This window comes from Photorhabdus sp. HUG-39 (assembly GCF_963878365.1).
Taxonomy (GTDB): Bacteria; Pseudomonadota; Gammaproteobacteria; order Enterobacterales; family Enterobacteriaceae; genus Photorhabdus; species Photorhabdus kayaii.
On record NZ_CAWNWY010000022.1, the window covers coordinates 24142 to 46286 of the forward strand.

Genomic DNA, 22145 nt, shown 5'->3' on the forward strand with positions numbered 1-22145 from the left:
CTCCTCAAGAACGTGTCAGGACACGTATTTTCCGTTACCATGCATACGAAAGTTATAAAATAAGACACTTACTATCTGTTATTACTAATTTAACATATTCTATACAAACGATACTTATGATTGTTTTCTCTTTATTACAAATTCGTCGCGGAACTCGTGTTCTGCTGGACAATGCCAGCGCCACTATCAATCCCGGGCAGAAAGTTGGTCTGGTAGGGAAAAATGGCTGTGGTAAATCTACCCTACTTGCACTATTAAAAAATGAGCTTCAGGCTGAAACAGGCACATTCACTTTTCCCAGTAACTGGGCACTTTCCTGGGTGAATCAAGAAACGCCGGCACTGGAAACACCCGCTCTGGAATATGTCATTGATGGTGATCGTGAATTCCGTCAACTGGAACAACAACTGCGGATAGCCAATGAAAAAAATGACGGTAATCTGATTGCTCATCTGCATGGTCAATTAGACACGATTCAAGCCTGGACGATCCGTTCAAGAGCATCAAGTCTACTGCACGGTTTAGGTTTCTCTCAAGAGCAACTTGATCAACCTGTACGTGCATTTTCCGGTGGATGGCGCATGCGCCTCAATCTGGCTCAGGCACTACTCTGCCGTTCTGATTTGCTGTTACTTGATGAACCCACTAACCATCTTGATCTGGATGCGGTTATCTGGTTGGAAAAATGGCTGAAAAGCTACCCCGGAACATTAATCCTTATCTCCCATGATCGGGATTTTCTCGACCCGATTGCCGATAAGATCCTCCATATAGAACAACAATCTCTGTTTGAGTACAGCGGCAACTACTCCTCTTTTGAGCGCCAGCGCGCTACCAAACTGGCGCAACAACAAGCCCTTTATAAAAGTCAGCAAGAGAAAGTTGCCCATCTGCAAAGTTATATTGACCGTTTCCGTGCCAAGGCCAGCAAAGCCAAACAAGCTCAGAGCCGTATCAAGATGTTAGAACGGATGGAATTAATCGCTCCTGCCCATGTTGATAACCCATTTCATTTCAGTTTCCGTAAACCAGAAAGTCTGCCAAACCCACTCCTGAAAATGGAAAAAGTCAGCGCAGGCTACGGCGAACGGACCGTTTTAAATTCCATCAAACTGAATCTGGTTCCCGGCTCCCGCATTGGCCTGCTTGGTCGTAATGGCGCGGGTAAATCCACGTTGATTAAACTATTAGCTGGCGAACTGCAATCTCAGAGTGGAACCGTAGAATTAGCTAAAGGGATCAAACTGGGGTATTTCGCCCAACATCAACTGGAATATTTACGTGCTGATGAATCACCATTACAGCATTTAGTCCGCATTGCGCCACAAGAAACAGAACAGCAACTTAGAGATTATCTGGGCGGCTTTGGTTTCAAAGGCGATCAAGTGACTGACCCAAGTGGGCGTTTTTCCGGGGGAGAAAAAGCACGTTTAGTTTTGGCATTGATGGTCTGGCAACGCCCTAACCTCCTGTTACTTGATGAACCAACGAACCACCTCGACCTGGATATGCGTCAGGCCCTGACAGAAGCTTTGATCGACTTTGACGGTGCATTAGTTGTGGTTTCTCACGACCGACATCTATTACGTTCAACAACAGATGAGTTGTATCTGGTTCATGATGGCCGGGTAGAATCATTCAACGGCGATTTGGAAGATTATCAACAATGGCTGATAGATCAACAACGTCAACAAAATCAGCAAATACGTGAAAACAACGATAAGGAAAAAGAGACATCCAGCCAAAGTGCTCAGGAAAGAAAAGATCAAAAACGGCGTCAAGCTGACTTCCGTAACCAAACGCAGCCATTGCGTAAACAGCTGACTCATCTTGAAAACCAGATGGAGAAACTGGGTGGCGAATTGGTTGTACTAGAAAATCAACTTTTAGACAGCGCTATCTATGATAGCAGCCGTAAAGTCGAATTAACTGAACATCTGCAAAAACAAAATCAGACCAAATCAAAACTGGAAGAAATTGAATTAGCATGGATGGAAATTCAGGAACAACTTGAAAAAATAACGCAAGAGTTTGAAGGATAAATGATTTTACAAATTATCATTCAATAAAAAAATAAAGCGGAAAAAAATAATCCGCTTTATTTTTCGATAACTAAATAAATTAAAAAGCAATTATAATAAATAAAAAAATCAGTATCCTATGATATTCATAATTATCATTGCCTAATGAAAAATCCTCATTAGCGCAACATTAATGAGGATTTCTTATCATTAGATGACATTTTTTTGTTGTAAAAGAAATAATTTCTCATATCACAACACATTTTATAGAAAGAAAGTACTAACTGAGTCCTTTTGAAGGAATTTCCCATATATTGAAGAACCGTTTTACATTGCTTGCTGTGTAAATAACAGTATGAGATATATTGCGGTGACCGAGATAATCCTGAATAAGGCGTGTATCTCTTCCCAAATCAGCAAGAGCATAGCCGCAGGCATGTCTTAACATATGTGGATGTGGTGAAATATCGACTAATGCTTGTCTGCCATAACGTTTTAACAAACTATAAACCTGATAGCGTGAAATCGCGCCTGATTTTTGTGATAAAAAAACCCACGATGTGTCTGATTCTCTCCAGCTCTTACGGATATTAATCCATTGATTTAACGCATTAAGTTCTTCAGGCACCAATGGATGTGTTGTTGATAGTCCCCCTTTTAATCGCCTTACGTGAATAATTCCCGAGCTAAGATCAAGATCGGATAGTGTCAGATGACATAGCTCACTGACTCTAAACCCATGAATAAAACACATGAGTAACATGCAATAATCCCGCTCAGCATGACGCCCCTGACGTGCTTTTTCTAAAATCGCATCAATTTCATATCTGGTTAAGAACTTACGCTTCTTCATGAAAATAGTTCCTGTGAGATTTGGGCATATAGTTACTGATAGAGAATATTAATCTAAAGAACTATATCAATTAATAGAGATTTTATGGAATTACTGATCTAAAATTTCATTTATTTATCATAAGAAAGAAATAAGTTTTTTGATATATAAATATAAAATCATATATATCATTTAACAGTGATTTTTTGACAGAAAATATCAGGATGTAGAATTTTTATTAAAAATTAAGAAACTATTTTACAACAAAAAACCAAACAGAATGCACCAAACTGTTAATAGTTTTACACAAAACTATCACCTAGGTCAACTTTTATGCTCCTCCAGACTAAAAACATATAACCATTTGTAATATATGATTTTTTTAATATCTTTTTATTACTTTTAATATTTTATCAATATTATTTTGTAAAAAATCAGTTGGTTTGTTTGAACTTAATCAGATATCAATCAATCAGAAAGTTTATAAGTTTAAATTAATGTCTTTTTTGGATATTAATTCCAAAATATTACCTATTTTAGTATTTATAACTAAACAAAACAGTTTGGTGCATTTTGTTTGGTTTTAAAAAATGTTGATATGAGATTTTAAGACCCTTTTTGCATTGGATATCTGGTGTAGGAGCTGAAGTTCCACACTGCTACTTTTGTATGGTTTTATCCTTAAGTTAAGGAATTAATTCACATGAAATTGAATACATTAGTTATGGCTCTCGGATTGGGTGTAACCCTAACAGCAGGTTCTGTCAATGCACAGACCAAGCCACCCGCCAGTACTAAAAATACTAACCAAGGCCAAGGAAAAGTGACTTTTGAAGGTTCTATTATTGATGCGCCTTGTTCTATCCACCCCGGTGATGACGATCAGACTGTGAAGCTTGGGCAGATTTCCAACAAAGCACTGGCAGGAGGTGGTAAGTCCACGCCGGTTCCTTTTAATATCCGTTTACTAGACTGTGATGCTAACGGCTTAGAAAAGAAGATTGTAACGGCGACTTTCTCTGGGACACCATCTTCTGTGAATAAGGACCTACTGGCAATTGTTGGTTCGGCCTCTGGTGCGGCTATTGGTATCACCAACGATAACGCCAAACTTATCAAACTGGGACAACAGAGTTCACCCACAATCATCACCGATGGTTCCGATTCGACCATGCACTTCGCTGCTTTCTTACAGGGTGACGGGGCTTCTGCGACTATCGTTCCTGGTGATTTCACCGCTGTGGCTAACTTCACTCTGGCTTACCAATAAAGGTGGTGAAAGAAGCCTTTCTGTGCGTTGGAAAGTCTATCTGTTTCTCTTTCCCGCTGTGGCCTAGCCTTCAGGCTGACAGGGGAAACAGCGGGAAAGAGGGGTCCCTACAAGATTAGGGAAATGAATTTGCCGGTAAACCGAATTTTGGGGAGCGAGATGACTCTTCTTAGCCATCCAACCTGTTCTAAGATGTTACCTTCCCTGCTGACGTTGTTAGTGCTAACCAGCCTGATATTGTCATTTATGGCAACGGCTATCAACCAAGAGCACGGCCGCGTCAACATGCAAGGCTCCATCATTGATACACCGTGTACAATTGCTTTGGGCAATCAAGATCAGACCATCGACATATCATCTATTTTGGTCGGACAAATTATCCGCAGTGGTCACGGGCCGGTACGGCTTTTAAGTATACAGTTGATTAATTGTCTGTTGACTCCCGTATTACTGAATCGCCTGAGTAGGTCACACTTTCGAGTGACTTTTGATGGCGCGGCTGCTCGTAACGACTTGTTTAGCATGAATGGTGAGGAGAGTGGTGTGGGATTACAGATATCGGACAGTACAGGAGCGGTAGTTGTGCCAGGCAAACCAATGCCTGTAGAGGATCTGCAAATAGGCTCAATGCGGCTGGATTATACTTTGCGTCTGATAACAGCTCACCAAGTGTTACGCGCCGAGGCCCTCCACACCATGATACGTTTCAAACTGGATTATTTCTGATGAAAGGACCCATGCCATCGCTACTTTGTGGAGCGAGGGATAGCTCGGTGGCACTGTGTATCTTGTTGGCTCTTTGTGGCATGCAGGTGGTCAAGGCTGCCGATAGGGTGGAATTCAACACGGATGTTCTTGATGTCAAGGATCGGGCGCGTATTGACTTAAGTCAGTTTTCCCAGGCTGGCTACATTATGCAAGGTAGCTACCAGATGGTATTACGCTTGAATAAAAACGAATTGCCCGAGCAGACAGTGCAGTTCATTGCTCCTGATCATGATCCGAAAGGCAGTGAAGCGTGCCTGACGCTGAAGATGGTTGATCAACTGGGACTTAAAGCGGATGCAATCCATCAGCTTACTTGGTGGCATAACAGCCAGTGCCTAGAAATAGCTTCTCTGAAAGGTATGGAAGTTCGAGGTGACTTGGGCGCTGGGGCACTATACATCAGCATGCCGCAGGCTTACTTAGAATATACCGTGGAAAACTGGGATCCGCCGTCACGTTGGGATAATGGGATCTCCGGTATGTTATTTGACTACAGCGTCAATGCACAAGTGACAAATCAGTCAGGTGCAGGCAACCAAGCGCAATCTTTGAGCGGTAACGGAACAGTTGGGGCCAATTTGGGAGCTTGGCGTCTGCGGGCCGATTGGCAGGTGCAGTACAGCCATACTACGGGGCAGGTGGGAAGCGCCCAGCAAAGCTGGGAGTGGAGCCGCTACTACGCCTACCGTGTAATAGCCGCTCTGCGTGCCAAGCTGACGTTGGCGGAAGACTACCTCAACTCTGGGATATTTGACAGTTTCCGTTACATCGGAGCCAGTCTGATATCGGACGACAACATGCTGCCACCGAACCTGCGTGGTTATGCGCCGGAAGTGACTGGGGTGGCGAAAACCAATGCCAAGGTGACCATCAGTCAGCAAGGGCGTGTGATTTATGAAACTCAGGTGGCAGCAGGTCCTTTCAGTATTCAGGATCTGAATACTGCGGTGAATGGCAAGCTGGATGTGAAGGTACAGGAGCAGGATGGCAGCGTACAGACCCTCCAAGTGAATACCGCTAATGTACCCTATCTGACACGTCCAGGTATGGTTCGTTACAAGATTGCCGCCGGTAAACCATCAGACATTAAGCATCGCAGTAAGGGGCCGGGCTTTGCAACTGGAGAATTCTCTTGGGGGGTGAACAACGGTTGGTCGCTGTACGGAGGAGCTTTGCTGGCCAAGGGCTATAACGCTCTGGCTATCGGTATCGGCCGTGACTTGCTCGCGTTTGGTGCATTGTCATTTGATGTGACGCAGTCGCGAGCTCAGTTTCTGCATGATGACACCAAACAAGGAGGCTCGTATCGGGTTAGCTATTCTAAACGCTTTGATGAATACGATAGCCAGATAACATTTGCAGGTTACCGTTTCTCAGAACGTAACTTCATGAGCATGTCGCAGTATTTAGAGGCGCGTTATTACGGTGTCAATAATGGAAGAGGTAAAGAGTTCTATACCATTACGTTTAACAAACAGTTTAAGGAAATGGGGCTTAGTGTTTATCTGAACTACGGCCATCAGACCTACTGGGACCGTCCGAACAACGATACTTATAACCTGTCACTATCGCGTTATTTCGACATCGGACGTTTTAAAAACATTAGCCTGAGCCTAACGGCATATCGGACTCAATACAACGACACTAATGATGACGGTTTGTATCTGAGTATGGCTGTACCGTGGGGTGAAAATAGCACAATAACCTATGACGGTCAGCTTAGCCGTAATAGCAGTAATACTGTGGGTTACTATGACCGTATCGATGACAACAATACATATCGGATTAATGTTGGTAACGGTCAAGGCGGACGTAGTATTGGTAGTGGTTATTTCACCCATGAGGGGGATATAGCTAAGTTGACAGCGAATGCCAATTTCCGTGGAAGTGAATATAGCGCTATGGGGCTGTCACTTCAGGGGGGAATAACGGCGACGGTAGATGGGGCAGCGCTACACCGTATCAACATGATAGGGGGAACACGCATGATGATCGATGCTGATGGGATTGGTGGTGTACCAATACGCGGTTATGGCAGTGTGACCCATACCAACGTTTTTGGTAAAGCGGTGGTGAGTGATATCAACAGTTACTACCGCAGCAGCGTTAATGTGGACGTGAACCAACTGGCGGATAACGTGGATGCCACTCGCTCGGTGGTACAAGGCACGCTAACGGAAGGCGCTATTGGTTATCGCAAGTTTGGGATGATCGCCGGCGAGAAAGCGATGGCTATTATTAAGTTGACAGACGGTACGGCCCCTCCATTCGGCGCTGTCGTGACGAACGAACGTGAAATGCAAACTGGCATCGTGAATGATGAAGGAAGTGTGTGGTTAACCGGCATTAATCCAGGCGAGAACATGAGTGTGCATTGGGATGGTCGCATACAGTGTCTCATCACGTTACCGCAATCGCTTCTCGCCAACTTGATGAATAATCTGTTGTTACCTTGTCAGCGTGTTAAAGGGATTGGTGGTTCTTTCCAGAAGATTAATAAAAGTGTGGGGTGAATCAGTGGAAATGTTGCCTAAAGATAAGTACAACCGCATGAGTATGACAATGAAAAAAAACATAGCAGCTTCCGCTGTCATGTTAGCAGGTATTCTGGCTGTTCAGCAGGCTAATGCAGCTATTGCCCTCGATCGCACCCGCGCGGTGTTCAATGGGGAAGATAGATCAATGAGCCTTAGTATCAGTAACCAGAATAAAGAGTTGCCCTATCTTGCACAGGCTTGGATTGAGGACGAACATGGCAACAAGATTAACAATCCACTGACTGCGCTACCGCCACTTCAGAGAGTAGAGCCAGGAGCCAAAAGCCAAGTGAAGTTGCAAGTCACTCAGGGCATCAACATGTTGTCTCAGGATAAAGAGACGCTGTTCTATTTCAACCTCCGGGAAATTCCGCCGAAGTCCAACAAACCCAACACATTGCAGATTGCACTGCAAACACGTATCAAACTGTTTTATCGGCCAAAGGCTATTACTGTTGGCCGAACAGACCACGAAAATCCTTATCAGGAGAAATTGACGATGACTCGACAAGGGGATCACTATGTGGTTAACAATCCGACGCCGTACTACGTGACTATTGCATCAGCGTCATCCAGCCTAAACGGGGCAGCGGTATCCGGTTTTAATCCGATGATGATCCCACCAAAAGGCAGTGCTGTGTTGGGTGGCAGTGCGTCAGCAATGGGTAACAGTCCTGTACTGATTTTCATCAATGATTTCGGTGGTCGGCCAAAATTAGTGTTTGGTTGTAGTGGTGGCACTTGTACCGTGAAAAGTAGTAAAGCCGGTTGAGATGTTTGCTGAAATTGGGATAACTCAGTAAAGGAGGCATGTATGAACACCATCCTAAAGCCAGATCGAGATGGACTGATACCGTCCTTGTGTCGGCGTAACCGATTACATGTCCTTAAAGCGTTGTTGCTCTTGCTTTCGATAAGCTCAGTGTGTAATGCGAAGGATAAATTTGAATCCATTGTTCGTATAAAAGTGAATGTACTTAGAGAAGCTTGTGATATCCAGCCTGGAGATGATGCAATTACCGTGGACTTCGATACAGTGTTCGGAAAACACCTTTATCAAAATGAACGTAGTCATAGTAAAGCGTTTTCAATTCACCTCATAAACTGTGATGTGACAAGAGCTCGGGAGGTGAATATAAAATTTCTAGGTAAGGAAAATAATGAGCTTCCTGGGCTTTTGGCTTTTCAGCCGGGAAGTCAAGCATCAGGGGCAGCGGTTGGAATAGAATCTCTAGCTGGAGAACCTATTTCGATAAACAAGACTGTTAAAAAATACAGTTTAAATAATGGCAATGCCACGCTGGACTTTAAAGCCTACGTGCAAGGGGAACCTTCTGCTATCAGAAATCACTCAATAGTATTTGGTAAGTTCTCGGCTATTTCGACGTTTATGTTGGACTATGAGTGAAATGGAGGGAATATGAGGGGCTTTTTCTATCTTGTTTTTTTCATGACATTGGCTTGTGTTCCATTTATAGAGGTAAATGCAGGAGCCTTCGTTACGCCTATTGATATGTACCAAAGCGGTTCAGACACTCGTGTGGTTCTACAAGTAGTTGACTGGACGGAAAATGATACCGACCTAAACCCATGTTACGAATCTGTGTTTTGTTATGTTGGTCCAGATGTGAAATATCGTGATAAACCTGTATACCCGGGGATGTATGGTAGCTGTGTACTGGATAATCATTGTCTTAGAATCTCTCAATTTAAGACTAGGAAGGAGGTAGCCAGGGAGTACAAAAAAGCATTTCCGTTGCCATATCGAGCAGAGTTCCTTTTGCGATCCCCTGAGGCAGATTGTATAGGATTGTTTTATATTCGACACCAACCTAATCCACATAGTTCAGATGCACAGCAGTGGCCTGGTAGTGTTTGTGGCAAGGTGCCATCAGTCAAGCAATCTTGCAGTCTTTATTTGCCATCTGTAATTGATCATGGCAATTTGGGGCAAGAAAATCTCAACGGGAATAAGAAAACAATAACAGGAAATGTGCAGTGCGCATTGCCAGCTAACCTGACTTTATATACAAAATCCTCAACGGGTGAAAAGTTTATTTATTTAAATCCTGAAAAAACACTTTACTCCGATGTGGACATCAATGGCTCAAATGCTTGGAATGGTGTTCCAATAACAGTAAGTGGAAATAATCTCTATTCATTTTCTTTTTCATCCAGACTTCAATCATTGGGTAAAGTTGGTGCAGGTGCCTATTCGGGAGATGTTATTGTGATTATGGCTTTTAATTAGTTTTGATGCTAATGATGCTGGGGAGTAATAAGGTGAATAACGTGTTTGTTCTTAAACGTATATGTGTGATGTTGCAGGTTCGGAAAATAACAAGGCACTATATTGTATCTTATGGTTGTTATTTCTACCTACTATTAGCAGCTGCATTTCTTTTAACAGGATGTGCTCAAGAGCTCACACCAAAGAGAGTTCCGACATCAAGTAAAATAAAAGTATCGTCAACCGCTAAGACATTGGTTCATTCTTCATTACCCCATGAATCTGGAAACGGTGATTGTCGTTTTGCCGGAACTATGCAGCCCTCTGCTGACAGCAATTCCGGTAAATTGGCACAATGTACTCGCGAGTTGGAGGCATTGAAGCAGTTCAGCGGCGCTAAATACACACGCTACAAAGCCGAGTTTGATCGCATTGCCCGTACGGGTAGTCAATATTTGGCGGTGGCTAACGGGATCAGTGAGGATATCAATGACTTGGTCCGTCCTAAGTATCAATATGCCCTTACCAGTTTATGTTATCGTATAAAGAACGACTTATCATTGGCACTAATTAATCAGGTAGATGCACAATGAATTGTATACGAATGCATCTTCGTCGCGGTGCTTGGTTATTAATTGGTTTTTTGGGAACGATTGATATTGTGAGTGCGACAGAAAGTGGAAACTATACACCTCCTGGCGGCACATTCTCGGTAGATAGCTTGATGGAAAGCGCCAGTAATCCTGATTATGGTCTGAGTACACTAATGGCGCAACAGTCCAAATCTGGTGAGACATCTTCAAACAGAAGTGCATCAAAACATACAGTTGGAACATCCATTCTTGTTGGTATAGGGGCCTCATCCGGTAGTAGCGAAACAGCAGCCCGTAAAGTATTGCGTGCAGAGAATCGTAAGCTTAAGAGACAACTTACCGATAGTATCGCAGAGTTGAAGTCTTCCCAGACTGAACTGGAAAAGAGCCGTAAGCAGCTATCTGATCACCAATCAGTCAGGGTAGAAGTGCAGAGACAGAAAGATAAGTTACAAAAACAGTTAAGTGACAATCAGACCTTGCTGACGGTTACGCAGCGTCAGTTCAAAGAAGCACAAACGCAGTTAGAGGCAGTGCGTAAACAGTTCAAAGAAACTGACACTGCTCGAATGCAGTTAGAGATGGCGTTGGTTTCTACTCGTGATCAACTAGTGCAAGCTAATGATCGAGCGGTAAAAGCCAATAAGTCCGTGAGTGTACCGCTCGATAACGATAACCGTAAGCGTGACTATGTAGTGGGCCAAGCGATGGCCTCGGGGCTAAAAGAGACACTGACCAGTTATGCAGAAAGTGGGTTGTCTCTGGATCCTGTTCGAGTGACTGCCGGATTAACTGATGGATTACGCAATCGCATGCAGCTTAAACGCAGTGATATGGATAAATATTACCTGACCTTTGCGGAGCAATTACAAAAACAGGTAAATGCCAAGGTTAAGATGGGAGAAGCTCTGATTGCGAAGAAAACTACCGGACGCAAGCCAGCGAAGAAAGTCAATGGCTTGGTGTACTTTGTGGTCAAGAAAGGTCACCCTATTAAGGATCAGGATGCACCGGTTTCGCTAGCTTTGTCTGAGCAGATTGTTGATGGTGCCACTTTAAGCACTATTCCGACACTGACACTTACCGCTGACGATGATATACCAGCCGTAGTGCGTGAGGCGCTTCCATTGTTGGGTGAAGAGGCAGAAGTTGATGCCTATGCTTTAGCTAAGGTCGTGTATGGCAACTTGCCGATGCCGAAAGGAGTAACCCCGTTTACGGTCTTGGTCTATCACCTCAAGGGGATTAAACCTCAGTAAAAATAAACCATTTTGACATCCTTATATCTTGGATTTACCCATGGCATCATCAATTTCATATTCACCTGATTTATCCCCGCATAATAATTTACGGCGGGGAGCAGTCACGAGATAATCCCTATTAATAACTGCTAATTCTTTCAAATCAATTATACCATTGGAGAATTGATCAAATATTATTGATTATAACCTATAAAATACTTACTATTAATAGTAATATTTAAATAACCAATATGATATCTGACTTATTCCTCCCGTCTATATAATAACATTAAATTAGCAATAGTTTATTTTACATTAAAAATACCAAACTATGATCCCTCATTCATACATTATCAATCAGAGAAGATAATAACTCCGTTTCATTTATCAATTCATAATCGATAACTGGACTCCATAAGATACCAAAATCAATCTCCATATCGGTTTTTAACACTTCTAATAAATCCAAATATTGTGATGGAATTGAGCGGATAACTTTTTCCGGCACTAAAGAAAAACCATTGCGTTTAATTATCAGCTCAATCATTACCATAATATCATTCGTTTTTAACATTAAATTCATACTATTATCATAAATAGAAAATGCGTTAATGCCATCAGTAAAATCAATTGGTATATCATTCTCATCCATGTCAATAAGCTGATACAACGATGCCATTTCAGCGCTTAATGCTGTAAAATGCCGTAACCAATCACTGCCTTTTTTAAAAAGGTAAACGAGTTTTTCAGTAAAAATCTTTCTAGGCATAAGTGATGAAGTTAATGGTAGAGGAACAATGGCGATATGTAATAAACCAGAGTTTAATAGATTCATTTGCTGCTCAAATGTCAAACCAGTAATTAGCACAAGCACGGCTTTTTCCTTCCTACCTAGAAAAATCCGCTCTTCCATTTTTCCAGAATCATAAATAGGAAAACAAGAGCTAACATAAAGGTAATGTGGCGCATCATCTTGCAAATCATGATTAACCTGAATCTGAAATTGCTCAAAATGACCCAGTAATTTCTGAGCATTTTCAAAGGTTTTTTGTCCAAAATCAGTCAACCGAGTACCACCTGGTCCTCTGGAAAACAAAAGAGCCCCAAATTCCGCTTCCAGTGCATTAACTTTCTTAGTCAGTGCAGGTTGAGAAATATGTAGTATTTGAGAAGCCTTATGATAATTAAGTGTTTCAGCTAACACGATAAAAGCTTTGAGATTACGTATATCCATATCTCCACCATTCAGGTTTATCTTTCATACTTTCTTACGTTATTATTTCAATAATGAACTAAATCATTTAGACTTAACTGAAATTAATTAAATAGAGATTAAACAACAATTATAAGATGATCAATTAATTTATTATAAAAATGTTGGCGATATAAATATAGATTGTATTTATACCATAATTCCTTCTTACTCTCTAAGATAAATGGATAAGTAATTCACTTAAATAAAATGCGTTAGAAGATAAGAAATTTTCCGATTTTTAGCTGTTTTCCCTATAGTAATTCCTATACACCTAATGACATGTATTTGCTACTATACAGGATAGCGAAATATAGCAGGTAAGCATCATTCTGAAAATATAATTATTAATCCTCATTTTCAAATCAACAATGAAGACAACTATAATATACCCTATGGATTTCAAGTTGCATCGCGACGGCAAGGGAACGAATCCCCGGGAGCATAGATAACTATGTGACCGGGGTGAGTGAGTGCAGCCAACAAAGAGGCAGCTTGAAAGATGACGGGTATAGATCCATTTTTCGCCCCCTCCCCCAATAAGACTAATATCAATCACATAGTTTAATATCTTTTACATAGGTATTCGGCGACATCCAAGAGATTCTTGGACATACTAAATAGCCATCACTCTTTAACTTATAATGCACATAGAAAGATATGGGGAAACTTAAAACAAGTGCAACAATAGCTATCATACCCAGATATTTAACATAAGCATCATGATACCTTGGGATACGTGTTGTTAAATTTAAATAAATAGAACAAATCAAGAAATAAAAAACCAATGGAAAGAAAAAAAACGCAATTATTATCCCATTGGAAAAAGAGATTACCTCAGCCATTGTAATCAATGAAAATAGACTATCAACAGAAGCAAACATACCCAAAGATACCAGAGACAATACAAAAACCGCCAAGATAATATGAATTATTTTTCTTTTACTATCCACAACCATATTACTCATATCAATCACACAGTTTAATATCTTTTACATAGGTATTAGGCGACATCCAAGATATTCTTGAACATACCAAATAGTTATCACTCTTTAATTTATAATTCACATACAAAGATGTAGGAAAACTTAAAAAAAGTGAAATAATGGCTATCGATCCAAAATATTTATTAAAACTATCATGATACTTAGGATAATGACCAGTTATACTAACAAAAATAATAAAGAATAAAGAATAAAAAATCAAAGGAGAAAAAAAGAATATAATAATAACACTACTTGAAAATGTTATTTTCTCATCCATTTTAACTAAAGAGATTAAATTTTCTCCTGTCAAAAAGAAACCAAATGACGTCAAAATAAAAATAGCAAGAGCACCAATAATATGTACAATCTTTTTTTTACTGTCCATAATTCCCCCAGTTCTCAAGGAATTGATTGAAGTCAAATACAACAATATCAATCACACAGTTTAATATCTTTCACATAAGTATTCGGCGACGTCCAAGATATCCTTGGACATACTAAATAGCCATCATTTTTTAACTTATAATTCACATACAAAGATGTAGGAAAACCTAAAAAAAATGAAATAATAGCTATCGTCCCAAAATATTTGTTAAAACTATCATGGTATTTAGGATAACGGCCAGTTATATTAACAAAAATAACAAAAATAACATAATAAAAAACCAAAGGAGAAGAAAAAAATATCATAAAAACACCACCTGAGAATATTATTTTTTCATCCATTTTAATTAAAGAATTTAAATTCCCCCCCGTCAAAAAGAAAGTGAATGACGTTAGAATGAAAATAAAAATAGCGCAGATGATATGTATAACCTTTCTTTTATTTCCCATAACTCCCCCAGTTATGAAGAAATTGGTTGAAATTAGCTTCTGGAGATCTTGGTTTCCTTTCCACTTCTTTTCTGATTAAATTAATTACATTCTCACTAATTTTAAATCTTTTATCTATAATATCAAGTGCATATGTCATTACAAAACCTACAATAAATACAACAAAAGCCACACCAACTACACTGGCACCAGCAATAGATGTAGCTATCATTACAGACCCAAAAGTCCAAGCAACACAGGCTGTTATTACTGCCTTAGCCAGATCCACAGCAATATTACCTAGAAAATCAGCCAGCGTGTATTCATCCTTAAATATAAGCTCAACCGTTCGATAAGCTGCAGAAAAGAATATGCTGAACTTCATTCCCTTAACTATGCCACTATTCAGTCCTTGCTGCCCAATCCCCATAGATATCACCTTCATGTTAGAAGCTTTATATCTTGAAGCAGTAATGATCTTTCTAACCCCCGCATAACCTGATATTTTAATATATCTGTTTCCATCTTTACCCATATATTCTGTCGCTTTAATTCCTAATTTTTTAAACTCTCCTATAACATTAAAAAGATCAAAAGAATCATGTATGTTACCTGCATAGGGTGATATGGGATCGGTAATCTCAAATATTTTCTTTATAAATGGACTTTTGGGTTTTGGCGAATCAATATCTTCCAGCACACCTTTCGCTTCATCTAACGATAGCAGCGCAATATAGGTTGTATTCTCTCTTAACTGCTTTTCGAGACCAATGGCATCAAAGAATTCATGCTGAGGTTTTAATTGGTTAGCCCCAACATGACCTCTCAGGAAATCTCCCATATAGCCCTCCAGCGAGGGGTTGTATTTTTTATATGTCATCGTGAAACCCTTTTCACATTTCTTAAAACCAAAAATTATCACATTAGTGTTTAACCGCTGGAGTTTCCAATTTGAGTGAAAGAACACGACCATCTGAAATCTTCATGTCGATCGCACAGGCTTGAGTTGACAACAATAGCTCAAAACACTGCATCATCATCATTGCCAATTTTTCTTCTGGAATTAACGGGCTATTCACTAATACGTCAGTGAGCTGTTGTAATAACTCTTGCCTATCTCTATCGTTCATATGGCTAACCCCATTAACAATTAAGAATTCGAAGATAGCACTATATTACATAAAAAATAGTCATGTCGACTACATAATAGCAAAATGTTAAACAAATGCAGAACGCCTATAGTTAAGTTACTGTATAATAATACAAAATAACGCCTGATGTTTAAGGTGAAAGTAATAAATACATTATTGAGCAAAGAATTTCAAACTCCATTTTCTATATTATTTATGTTTCTATCCTTCAAGAAAGAAATTCAATATTGAACTATTAATCTCTTTCTATTTTGGTGTTAAGGTCGTACTTTCATCGCCTAGACATACAGTCTTAGGTAATTCAATTAAAGAGTTTGTATGGTAATTACTTATGTCACATATAATTTATTTATCTTTAGATGGTAAGAAACAAGGTTTAATTTCTGCCGGTTGTTCAACGCTAGACTCCATAGGAAACCGATACCAACAGGGGCACGAAGATCAAATACAGGTATTGAATTTGAATCACACGATAACTCGCGAAAAAAATGTCGATCATCACCCTATACAATTTATCAAGCCAATAGATAAATCATCCCCGCTATTAGCAGCCGCTATATCTTCAAACGAACTACTGAATGCGATTTTCTTCTTTTACAGAACAAATATGGCTGGACAATTAGAGCTTTTCTATGAAGTCAAATTAACAGAAGCGAGTGTTGTTGACATTTCTTGCGTCTACCCGCATTCAATAAACGATCATGAAATGATGCCGTACGAAAAAGTCTTTCTCAAATATAGATCCATATCCTGGAATCACATAACTGCCGGTACATCTGCCTATAGCATATGGGATGATAGAATTTATTAAAAATAAGACGAGCTAAGCATATATACCCTATGGATTTCAAGTTGCATCGCGACGGCAAGGGAACGAATCCCCGGGAGCATAGATAACTATGTGACCGGGGTGAGCAAGTGCAGCCACCAAAGAGGCAGCTTGAAAGATGACGGGTATATACTTAGCTCTGCTTACTCATATACTAATAAGCCGACTTTAACTGATTGAATCACTATTATGAAGATAAAAGATTCCTAATCCTCAACACATTTTAAATAATTAACACCGTGATAGTAATCACATTTTAAGAATAAATGATTTTTTATCATCGATTCAAGAATATTCCATCAAAAAAACAATATGAAAATCAATCTCAACAATATAGTTACCGAAAGTCGCAATCCAGCCAGTGCCAACATTGATACTCTGCCAACCCTTGAAATGTTAAAACTAATTAATGACGAAGATAAAAAAGTCGCACTGGCTGTAGAGCAAACTTTGCCGAAAATCGCTGAAACGGTAGACAAAATTGTCGAAGCATTTCGTCAGGGAGGTCGTTTAATTTATATCGGTGCCGGTACATCGGGCCGATTAGGGATTTTGGATGCCAGTGAGTGTCCGCCCACTTATGGCACCAAACCGGAACAAGTGGTTGGATTAATCGCCGGTGGGCATCAAGCCATTCTACATGCGGTTGAGAATGCAGAAGATAACCAACAACTAGGCGCAAATGATCTTCAAGCGCTAAACTTTAATGCAAAAGATGTACTGGTTGGCATTGCCGCCAGTGGCCGCACACCTTATGTCTTGGGTGCAATGGCGTATGCGAAATCCGTTGGTGCCACCGTTGTCTGCATTAGTTGCAACCCGGAAAGCCCGATGACACAAGCAGCCGATATCGCCATTACACCGATAGTTGGGCCGGAAATTGTCACAGGTTCATCACGTATGAAAGCCGGTACAGCACAAAAGCTCATTCTGAATATGTTGACCACCGGCGCCATGATCCGTACAGGTAAAGTTTACGGCAACCTGATGGTGGACGTAGAAGCGACGAATGCCAAGCTGGTTGAAAGGCAGAAAAATATCGTTATCGCCGCCACCGAATGTAATCGTGAACAAGCTGAGCAGGCATTAACTGAATGTAATGGGCATTGTAAAACCGCCATTGTGATGATTCTGGCGGGCGTCAATGCTCAACAAGCAAAGGCTTTACTGGAAAAACATCACGGTTTTATTCGACCGACGATCTCAGCCGTTCAGTAACGACTTCCCCTGCTGAGAAGGAGTAAGAAGATGGCTAAAATTAACCACACAGTCATTGCCCAGATCCTTAAAGCCATCGGCAATGCAAATAATGTAGCGCAATGTGGCAACTGTATGACCCGTCTGCGACTAACACTACGCGATAATACGCAGGTGGATAAAGTGGCGTTAAAACAGCTCCCCAATGTGTTAGGTATTATTGAAAGCGACGATCAGTTTCAGATTGTGCTTGGGCCGGGAAAAGCCCAAGCAGCGGCTGAAATAATGAATGAATTGCTAAATTCTTCTACCCATACAGCACAATCGAAACCAAACGACACTAATTTAACCAATATTGCTTCTGCTAATAAAAAGCAACTTAAAGAGAAACAAGTCAGTGCGGTACACAAATTCCTGACCAAATTCGCTACCATTTTTACCCCATTGATCCCCGGTTTTATTGCCGTAGGTCTGCTTCTCGGCTTTGCTACTTTACTTGAACAGGTAGCCATTCAAGGCGTTGAACACCCTAATACCATTTTGGTTGAAATCATCGGCTATATGAAAGTTTTCAGTAAAGGCATGTTCAGCTTTCTGAGTATTCTGATCGGTTATAACGCACAAAAAGCATTTGGCGGCTCGGGAATAAACGGCGCCATTATCGCTTCACTGTTTGTACTCAGTTATAACCCGGATGCCACCAGCGGTTTTTATTCCGGTATTGCTACTTTCTTTGGTTATAGCATCGATCCGCGCGGCAATATTATCGGCGTTCTTATCGCCGCTATTTTGGGAGCATGGGTAGAACGGCAAGTTCGTAAGATTATCCCGGATAATCTCGATATGATCCTCACTTCGGCTATTACTCTGCTAATCATGGGAGCCATTGCTTTTATCTTTATCATGCCGCTGGGGAGTTATCTGTTTAGCGACATGTCATGGTTATTCCTTCACCTTAACGGCAATCCTTTTGGCACGGCGATATTGGCTGGGCTATTTTTACTCGCTGTTATGTTTGGTATTCACCAAGGGTTTGTTCCCGTCTATTTCGCACTCATGGAGGCACAAGGCTTTAATTCTCTGTTCCCAATTCTTGCAATGGCGGGCGGCGGACAGGTTGGTGCAGCGTTGGCACTGTATGTCAAAGCGAAAAAAGACTCTCTGCTGCGTACGCAAATAAAAGGCGCGATTATTCCAGGCTTGCTCGGCATCGGTGAACCTTTGATTTATGGGGTAACATTGCCGAGAATCAAGCCCTTTATTACCGCCTGTTTGGGCGGTGCCGCCGGCGGTTTCTTTATCGGTTTGGTCGCCTATTTGGGATTACCTGTTGGGTTGAATACGGTTTTTGGTCCATCTGGATTGGTAGCACTGCCACTGATGACCTCGAACAGCGGTATTTTTGTCGGAATGGCAGTATATGCTACCGGGCTGGTGGTGGCTTATATCAGTGGTTTTATGCTGACCCTGATCTTCGGGAGTAAAAAAATAGGGACGCTTAAAGCCGATGTCCAAAGCCAAAAAGAATGAATAAATATTCTTTATAACCAAAATGCAATTTATGGATGAATTACCCAAGCCAAATCAATGGCACGCAGGTTGCCGTCAATATACCCATCGTAATATTGAACAGAAACCAAGCATTGCGACTACGGAGTAACGTCCCAATCAATGAACCAAAGCCCGCCCACACCATGCCGCACAAGACATTAATAAACATCACCACGATACTGATCACGACGATGGAATAGAGGTAATGATCACCAGCAATACTGTAGCTGCCAACCGCACCCAACCCCATCAGCCAGGCTTTCGGATTCAAAAACTGCAATAACCAACCTTGATACCACCGCACTGGCTTAATAACAGCACTATCTTTGGTATCCAGACGTCGGTAACTGGCTGTTGCTGTTTTCCATGCCAACCACAGCAAATAGAGGCTACCTGCAATTTTCATAACCGTGTGAATAGCAGGATAGACCAACAGCAACGCCGCTATTCCGAAAGCAGACAGATATAAAATCGTCTGCATGCCCAGAACAACGCCAAAGAGCAATCCCAAAGAGCGGATAAAGCCGAAGTTAGCGCCTGATGACGTCAGCAACATGTTGTTTGGCCCCGGCGTAATGGAAGAAATCAGTAAAAAAGCGGTTAATGAAAAAATTAGGCTTGCTGTCATGAAGAGTTACCTTTCATCCTGAATAATGGCGTTTCCCTTCCATAGAAAATATCAGTATGTTATTCACCATACAAGATAACTAATCAATTTAACTCGAAACTATTATGACTGATATCTTTCGTCCTCTCACCGGAGCCAGTAATCCGCATGTGCAGACACTACTCCCGCGTCTGGTGCGGCGGTATCCTGAACTGCAACCCTATTGGCAACGACTTAGTTTACCGGATAACGATTTTGTTGATCTGGCGTGGAGTGAAGATCCCGCCATCGCAGCACACAAGCCACGCTTGATCCTATTTCATGGTCTGGAAGGCAGTTTCCACAGCCCTTATGCCCACGGTTTGCTTCATATCTGCCAGAAAAAAGGCTGGCTTGGTGTTGTCATGCATTTCCGCGGATGCAGCGGTGAACCAAACCGCCAAAAACGCCTCTATCATTCTGGCGAAACAAGCGATGCCCGTTATTTTCTAAGCTGGTTAAAACAGACCTACGGTGATGCACCCACATCAGCCGTAGGTTATTCAATCGGCGGTAATATGCTGGCCTGCTATCTGGCAGAAGAAAAAACAGATGCTCAGATCAATGCTGCCGTTATTGTTTCTGCTCCTCTGATGCTGGCAGCCTGCTCCCTGCGGATAGAAAAAGGATTTTCTCAGGTTTATGAACGCTATTTACTTAATAGCCTGAAACGTAATGCCACCCGTAAATTGTTACGCTACCCCGGTTCACTCCCCATTAATCTGTCTCAGGTAAAAAGATTGAAACATATTCGAGAATTTGATGAAATTGTAACCGCAAAAATCCACGGCTTTAAAAATGCAGCGGACTACTACCGCCAGTGCAGTGCTCTGCCGCGTCTGCCTGATATTACTGTGCCACTGCTGATTATTCATGCTAAAGACGATCCTTTTATGGCACCGGAAGTTATCCCTGATCTCAAAATGTTACCCAAAAATATTGAATATCAAATGACAGAATATGGTGGACATGTCGGCTTTGTCAGTGGTTCGTTGAAGAAACCACAAATGTGGCTGGAACAACGCATCCCAAATTGGCTGTCAACTTATCTGGAGCAACCACAATGATTATTCCGTGGCAACAACTGGAACCAGAAACTTTGCTAAATTTGATAGAGAGTTTTATCTTGCGGGAAGGCACTGATTATGGCGAAGATGAAAAATCGCTGGAGCAGAAGGTCTCTGACATTCGCCGTCAGTTGGAACGGGGAGATGTTATGCTGGTGTGGTCTGAACTGCATGAGAGCATCAATATTGTGCCAAAAGAAATGTTCCATTCTTAACGTTATGGAGTTTACTGAATGTCTGTCAAACATCCGATTATTGCAATTACCGGCTCCAGCGGTGCCGGAACAACAACCACCAGTTTAGCTTTCCGTAAGATTTTCCAGCAACTTAACATCAGTGCCGCCCAGATAGAAGGAGATAGTTTCCACCGTTACACCCGCCCTGAAATGGATGCCGCAATCCGTAAGGCCAAAGAGCAAGGCAGGCACATCAGTTATTTTGGGCCAGAAGCCAATGACTTTGGCATGCTGGAAAAAACCATGATCGATTATGGTGAAACCGGTGAAGGACGCCGTCGGAAATATCTTCATACCTATGACGATGCCGTCCCTTACAACCAGCTCCCCGGTACCTTTACGCCGTGGGAATCCTTACCTAAGCAGACTGATGTACTGTTTTATGAAGGTCTGCACGGTGGCGTTGTCACACCACAACATAATGTTGCCAGTCATGTTGATCTGCTCGTGGGCGTCGTGCCGATTGTCAACCTTGAATGGATACAGAAACTTGTCCGCGATACCGGAGAACGAGGACACTCGCAGGAAGCTGTGATGGATTCCGTCGTGCGTTCTATGGATGATTATATTAACTACATTACGCCACAATTCTCGCGAACACATATCAACTTCCAACGTGTCCCTACCGTTGATACATCCAATCCATTCTCAGCCAAAGCCATTCCATCACTGGATGAAAGTTTTATTGTCATCCGCTTCCGTGATCTGACTCAAATTGATTTCCCATACTTGTTAGCAATGTTACAAGGCTCATTCGTTTCAAGCATTAATACCATCGTGGTCCCCGGTGGAAAAATGGGATTAGCAATGGAATTAATTATGACGCCATTGGTACAGCGATTACTGGAAGGGGAAAAGATTTGTTAATCAGCGCCTGAGGTCAATTTAGCAAATCCGGCACTTAAAATTTGCATCTTATATTATT

24 protein-coding genes are annotated in these 22145 nt (G+C 41.4%); 15 read left to right on the plus strand and 9 right to left on the minus strand.

Annotated elements, in window-relative coordinates; all coding sequences use genetic code 11:
- Window positions 1-116 precede the first annotated feature (116 nt).
- Window positions 117-2042: an ABC transporter ATP-binding protein gene (locus AAC155_RS14770; protein ID WP_113043095.1), complete on the plus strand. Its 1926-nt coding sequence runs from the start codon at window positions 117-119 to the stop codon at window positions 2040-2042.
- Window positions 2043-2301: 259 nt separating this feature from the next.
- On the opposite strand, the gene AAC155_RS14775 is transcribed toward AAC155_RS14770, so the two are convergent.
- On the minus strand, window positions 2302-2874 hold the full coding sequence (locus tag AAC155_RS14775) for a tyrosine-type DNA invertase (RefSeq protein WP_113043096.1): 573 nt from the start codon (window positions 2872-2874) through the stop codon (window positions 2302-2304).
- 682 nt (window positions 2875-3556) lie between these two features.
- Between AAC155_RS14775 and AAC155_RS14780 the strand changes: the two genes are divergently transcribed.
- The 8 genes from AAC155_RS14780 (at window position 3557) to AAC155_RS14815 (ending at window position 11510) form a co-directional block, all read left to right on the plus strand.
- Complete coding sequence (locus tag AAC155_RS14780; RefSeq protein WP_112879346.1) at window positions 3557-4123, plus strand: fimbrial protein; 567 nt, start codon at window positions 3557-3559, stop codon at window positions 4121-4123.
- A gap of 159 nt (window positions 4124-4282) precedes the next feature.
- Window positions 4283-4849, plus strand: a complete 567-nt coding sequence (locus AAC155_RS14785) for a fimbrial protein (RefSeq protein WP_113043097.1) — start codon at window positions 4283-4285, stop codon at window positions 4847-4849.
- Window positions 4849-7404, plus strand: coding sequence for an outer membrane usher protein (locus AAC155_RS14790; RefSeq protein ID WP_229015608.1), 2556 nt, complete (start codon window positions 4849-4851; stop codon window positions 7402-7404). The genes AAC155_RS14785 and AAC155_RS14790 overlap by 1 nt, the downstream gene beginning before the upstream one ends.
- Before the next feature lie 43 nt (window positions 7405-7447).
- Window positions 7448-8200: a fimbria/pilus periplasmic chaperone gene (locus tag AAC155_RS14795; protein WP_191214882.1), complete on the plus strand. Its 753-nt coding sequence runs from the start codon at window positions 7448-7450 to the stop codon at window positions 8198-8200.
- 42 nt (window positions 8201-8242) lie between these two features.
- Window positions 8243-8836, plus strand: a complete 594-nt coding sequence (locus AAC155_RS14800; RefSeq protein WP_113043098.1) for a fimbrial protein — start codon at window positions 8243-8245, stop codon at window positions 8834-8836.
- A 12-nt stretch (window positions 8837-8848) separates the two neighbouring features.
- A complete protein-coding gene (locus tag AAC155_RS14805; protein WP_113043099.1) occupies window positions 8849-9679 on the plus strand; it encodes an MrpH family fimbial adhesin in 831 nt (276 codons plus the stop codon).
- A gap of 32 nt (window positions 9680-9711) precedes the next feature.
- Window positions 9712-10251 (plus strand): hypothetical protein, encoded by a 540-nt coding sequence (locus tag AAC155_RS14810; RefSeq protein WP_146748104.1) that lies wholly within the window; start codon window positions 9712-9714, stop codon window positions 10249-10251.
- Entirely contained in the window at window positions 10248-11510 is a 1263-nt protein-coding gene (locus tag AAC155_RS14815) for an FKBP-type peptidyl-prolyl cis-trans isomerase N-terminal domain-containing protein (protein ID WP_113043101.1), read from the plus strand. Before AAC155_RS14810 ends, AAC155_RS14815 begins: the two co-directional genes overlap by 4 nt.
- A 21-nt stretch (window positions 11511-11531) precedes the next feature.
- Here the strand turns inward: AAC155_RS14815 and AAC155_RS14820 are convergent, their stop codons facing one another.
- The 7 genes from AAC155_RS14820 to AAC155_RS14850 all read right to left on the minus strand — a co-directional run bounded on the left by AAC155_RS14820 (window position 11532) and on the right by AAC155_RS14850 (window position 15673).
- The gene (locus tag AAC155_RS14820; RefSeq protein ID WP_262405160.1) at window positions 11532-11654 is read right to left on the minus strand and encodes a hypothetical protein; all 123 of its coding nucleotides are present in this window, start codon (window positions 11652-11654) and stop codon (window positions 11532-11534) included.
- Between the two features lie 181 nt (window positions 11655-11835).
- On the minus strand, window positions 11836-12726 hold the full coding sequence (locus tag AAC155_RS14825; protein ID WP_113043102.1) for a LysR family transcriptional regulator: 891 nt from the start codon (window positions 12724-12726) through the stop codon (window positions 11836-11838).
- Between the two features lie 569 nt (window positions 12727-13295).
- A complete protein-coding gene (locus tag AAC155_RS14830; RefSeq protein ID WP_229015609.1) occupies window positions 13296-13712 on the minus strand; it encodes a DUF1240 domain-containing protein in 417 nt (138 codons plus the stop codon).
- A gap of 1 nt (window position 13713) precedes the next feature.
- Window positions 13714-14115: a DUF1240 domain-containing protein gene (locus AAC155_RS14835; RefSeq protein WP_113043103.1), complete on the minus strand. Its 402-nt coding sequence runs from the start codon at window positions 14113-14115 to the stop codon at window positions 13714-13716.
- Window positions 14116-14162: 47 nt separating this feature from the next.
- Window positions 14163-14564 (minus strand): DUF1240 domain-containing protein, encoded by a 402-nt coding sequence (locus tag AAC155_RS14840; RefSeq protein ID WP_113043104.1) that lies wholly within the window; start codon window positions 14562-14564, stop codon window positions 14163-14165.
- Entirely contained in the window at window positions 14554-15423 is an 870-nt protein-coding gene (locus AAC155_RS14845; RefSeq protein WP_229015605.1) for a hypothetical protein, read from the minus strand. Before AAC155_RS14845 ends, AAC155_RS14840 begins: the two co-directional genes overlap by 11 nt.
- A 43-nt stretch (window positions 15424-15466) precedes the next feature.
- Window positions 15467-15673, minus strand: a complete 207-nt coding sequence (locus tag AAC155_RS14850) for a hypothetical protein (protein WP_113043106.1) — start codon at window positions 15671-15673, stop codon at window positions 15467-15469.
- A gap of 352 nt (window positions 15674-16025) precedes the next feature.
- Here AAC155_RS14850 and AAC155_RS14855 point away from each other — a divergent pair, with 352 nt between their 5' ends.
- The 3 genes from AAC155_RS14855 (at window position 16026) to murP (ending at window position 19250) form a co-directional block, all read left to right on the plus strand.
- Complete coding sequence (locus AAC155_RS14855; RefSeq protein WP_113043107.1) at window positions 16026-16505, plus strand: Hcp family type VI secretion system effector; 480 nt, start codon at window positions 16026-16028, stop codon at window positions 16503-16505.
- 330 nt (window positions 16506-16835) lie between these two features.
- On the plus strand, window positions 16836-17741 hold the full coding sequence (gene murQ / locus AAC155_RS14860; protein WP_113043108.1) for an N-acetylmuramic acid 6-phosphate etherase: 906 nt from the start codon (window positions 16836-16838) through the stop codon (window positions 17739-17741).
- 30 nt (window positions 17742-17771) lie between these two features.
- Entirely contained in the window at window positions 17772-19250 is a 1479-nt protein-coding gene (gene murP / locus AAC155_RS14865) for a PTS N-acetylmuramic acid transporter subunit IIBC (protein WP_113043109.1), read from the plus strand.
- A 40-nt stretch (window positions 19251-19290) separates the two neighbouring features.
- On the opposite strand, the gene AAC155_RS14870 is transcribed toward murP, so the two are convergent.
- Window positions 19291-19899 carry a LysE family translocator gene (locus AAC155_RS14870; protein ID WP_113043110.1) on the minus strand — a complete coding sequence of 203 codons (609 nt, stop codon included), beginning with the start codon at window positions 19897-19899 and terminating at the stop codon, window positions 19291-19293.
- Between the two features lie 104 nt (window positions 19900-20003).
- On the opposite strand from AAC155_RS14870, the gene AAC155_RS14875 reads away from it, so the two are divergent.
- The 3 genes from AAC155_RS14875 to AAC155_RS14885 are packed head-to-tail and all read left to right on the plus strand — an operon-like array spanning window position 20004 to window position 22087.
- Entirely contained in the window at window positions 20004-20984 is a 981-nt protein-coding gene (locus tag AAC155_RS14875; RefSeq protein WP_113043111.1) for a hydrolase, read from the plus strand.
- The gene (locus tag AAC155_RS14880; protein ID WP_113043112.1) at window positions 20981-21199 is read left to right on the plus strand and encodes a YheU family protein; all 219 of its coding nucleotides are present in this window, start codon (window positions 20981-20983) and stop codon (window positions 21197-21199) included. Before AAC155_RS14875 ends, AAC155_RS14880 begins: the two co-directional genes overlap by 4 nt.
- Window positions 21200-21217: 18 nt before the next feature.
- Window positions 21218-22087, plus strand: a complete 870-nt coding sequence (locus tag AAC155_RS14885; protein ID WP_058588694.1) for a phosphoribulokinase — start codon at window positions 21218-21220, stop codon at window positions 22085-22087.
- Window positions 22088-22145 lie beyond the last annotated feature (58 nt).

Coding starts and splice junctions, on each gene's coding strand:
- AAC155_RS14770 (WP_113043095.1), top strand. CDS start 117: ATGATTGTTTTCTCTTTATTACAAATTCGTCGCGGAACTCGTGTTCTG.
- AAC155_RS14775 (WP_113043096.1), bottom strand. CDS start 2,874: ATGAAGAAGCGTAAGTTCTTAACCAGATATGAAATTGATGCGATTTTA.
- AAC155_RS14780 (WP_112879346.1), top strand. CDS start 3,557: ATGAAATTGAATACATTAGTTATGGCTCTCGGATTGGGTGTAACCCTA.
- AAC155_RS14785 (WP_113043097.1), top strand. CDS start 4,283: ATGACTCTTCTTAGCCATCCAACCTGTTCTAAGATGTTACCTTCCCTG.
- AAC155_RS14790 (WP_229015608.1), top strand. CDS start 4,849: ATGAAAGGACCCATGCCATCGCTACTTTGTGGAGCGAGGGATAGCTCG.
- AAC155_RS14795 (WP_191214882.1), top strand. CDS start 7,448: ATGACAATGAAAAAAAACATAGCAGCTTCCGCTGTCATGTTAGCAGGT.
- AAC155_RS14800 (WP_113043098.1), top strand. CDS start 8,243: ATGAACACCATCCTAAAGCCAGATCGAGATGGACTGATACCGTCCTTG.
- AAC155_RS14805 (WP_113043099.1), top strand. CDS start 8,849: ATGAGGGGCTTTTTCTATCTTGTTTTTTTCATGACATTGGCTTGTGTT.
- AAC155_RS14815 (WP_113043101.1), top strand. CDS start 10,248: ATGAATTGTATACGAATGCATCTTCGTCGCGGTGCTTGGTTATTAATT.
- AAC155_RS14825 (WP_113043102.1), bottom strand. CDS start 12,726: ATGGATATACGTAATCTCAAAGCTTTTATCGTGTTAGCTGAAACACTT.
- AAC155_RS14830 (WP_229015609.1), bottom strand. CDS start 13,712: ATGAGTAATATGGTTGTGGATAGTAAAAGAAAAATAATTCATATTATC.
- AAC155_RS14835 (WP_113043103.1), bottom strand. CDS start 14,115: ATGGACAGTAAAAAAAAGATTGTACATATTATTGGTGCTCTTGCTATT.
- AAC155_RS14840 (WP_113043104.1), bottom strand. CDS start 14,564: ATGGGAAATAAAAGAAAGGTTATACATATCATCTGCGCTATTTTTATT.
- AAC155_RS14845 (WP_229015605.1), bottom strand. CDS start 15,423: ATGACATATAAAAAATACAACCCCTCGCTGGAGGGCTATATGGGAGAT.
- AAC155_RS14850 (WP_113043106.1), bottom strand. CDS start 15,673: ATGAACGATAGAGATAGGCAAGAGTTATTACAACAGCTCACTGACGTA.
- AAC155_RS14855 (WP_113043107.1), top strand. CDS start 16,026: ATGTCACATATAATTTATTTATCTTTAGATGGTAAGAAACAAGGTTTA.
- murQ (WP_113043108.1), top strand. CDS start 16,836: ATGAAAATCAATCTCAACAATATAGTTACCGAAAGTCGCAATCCAGCC.
- murP (WP_113043109.1), top strand. CDS start 17,772: ATGGCTAAAATTAACCACACAGTCATTGCCCAGATCCTTAAAGCCATC.
- AAC155_RS14870 (WP_113043110.1), bottom strand. CDS start 19,899: ATGACAGCAAGCCTAATTTTTTCATTAACCGCTTTTTTACTGATTTCT.
- AAC155_RS14875 (WP_113043111.1), top strand. CDS start 20,004: ATGACTGATATCTTTCGTCCTCTCACCGGAGCCAGTAATCCGCATGTG.
- AAC155_RS14880 (WP_113043112.1), top strand. CDS start 20,981: ATGATTATTCCGTGGCAACAACTGGAACCAGAAACTTTGCTAAATTTG.
- AAC155_RS14885 (WP_058588694.1), top strand. CDS start 21,218: ATGTCTGTCAAACATCCGATTATTGCAATTACCGGCTCCAGCGGTGCC.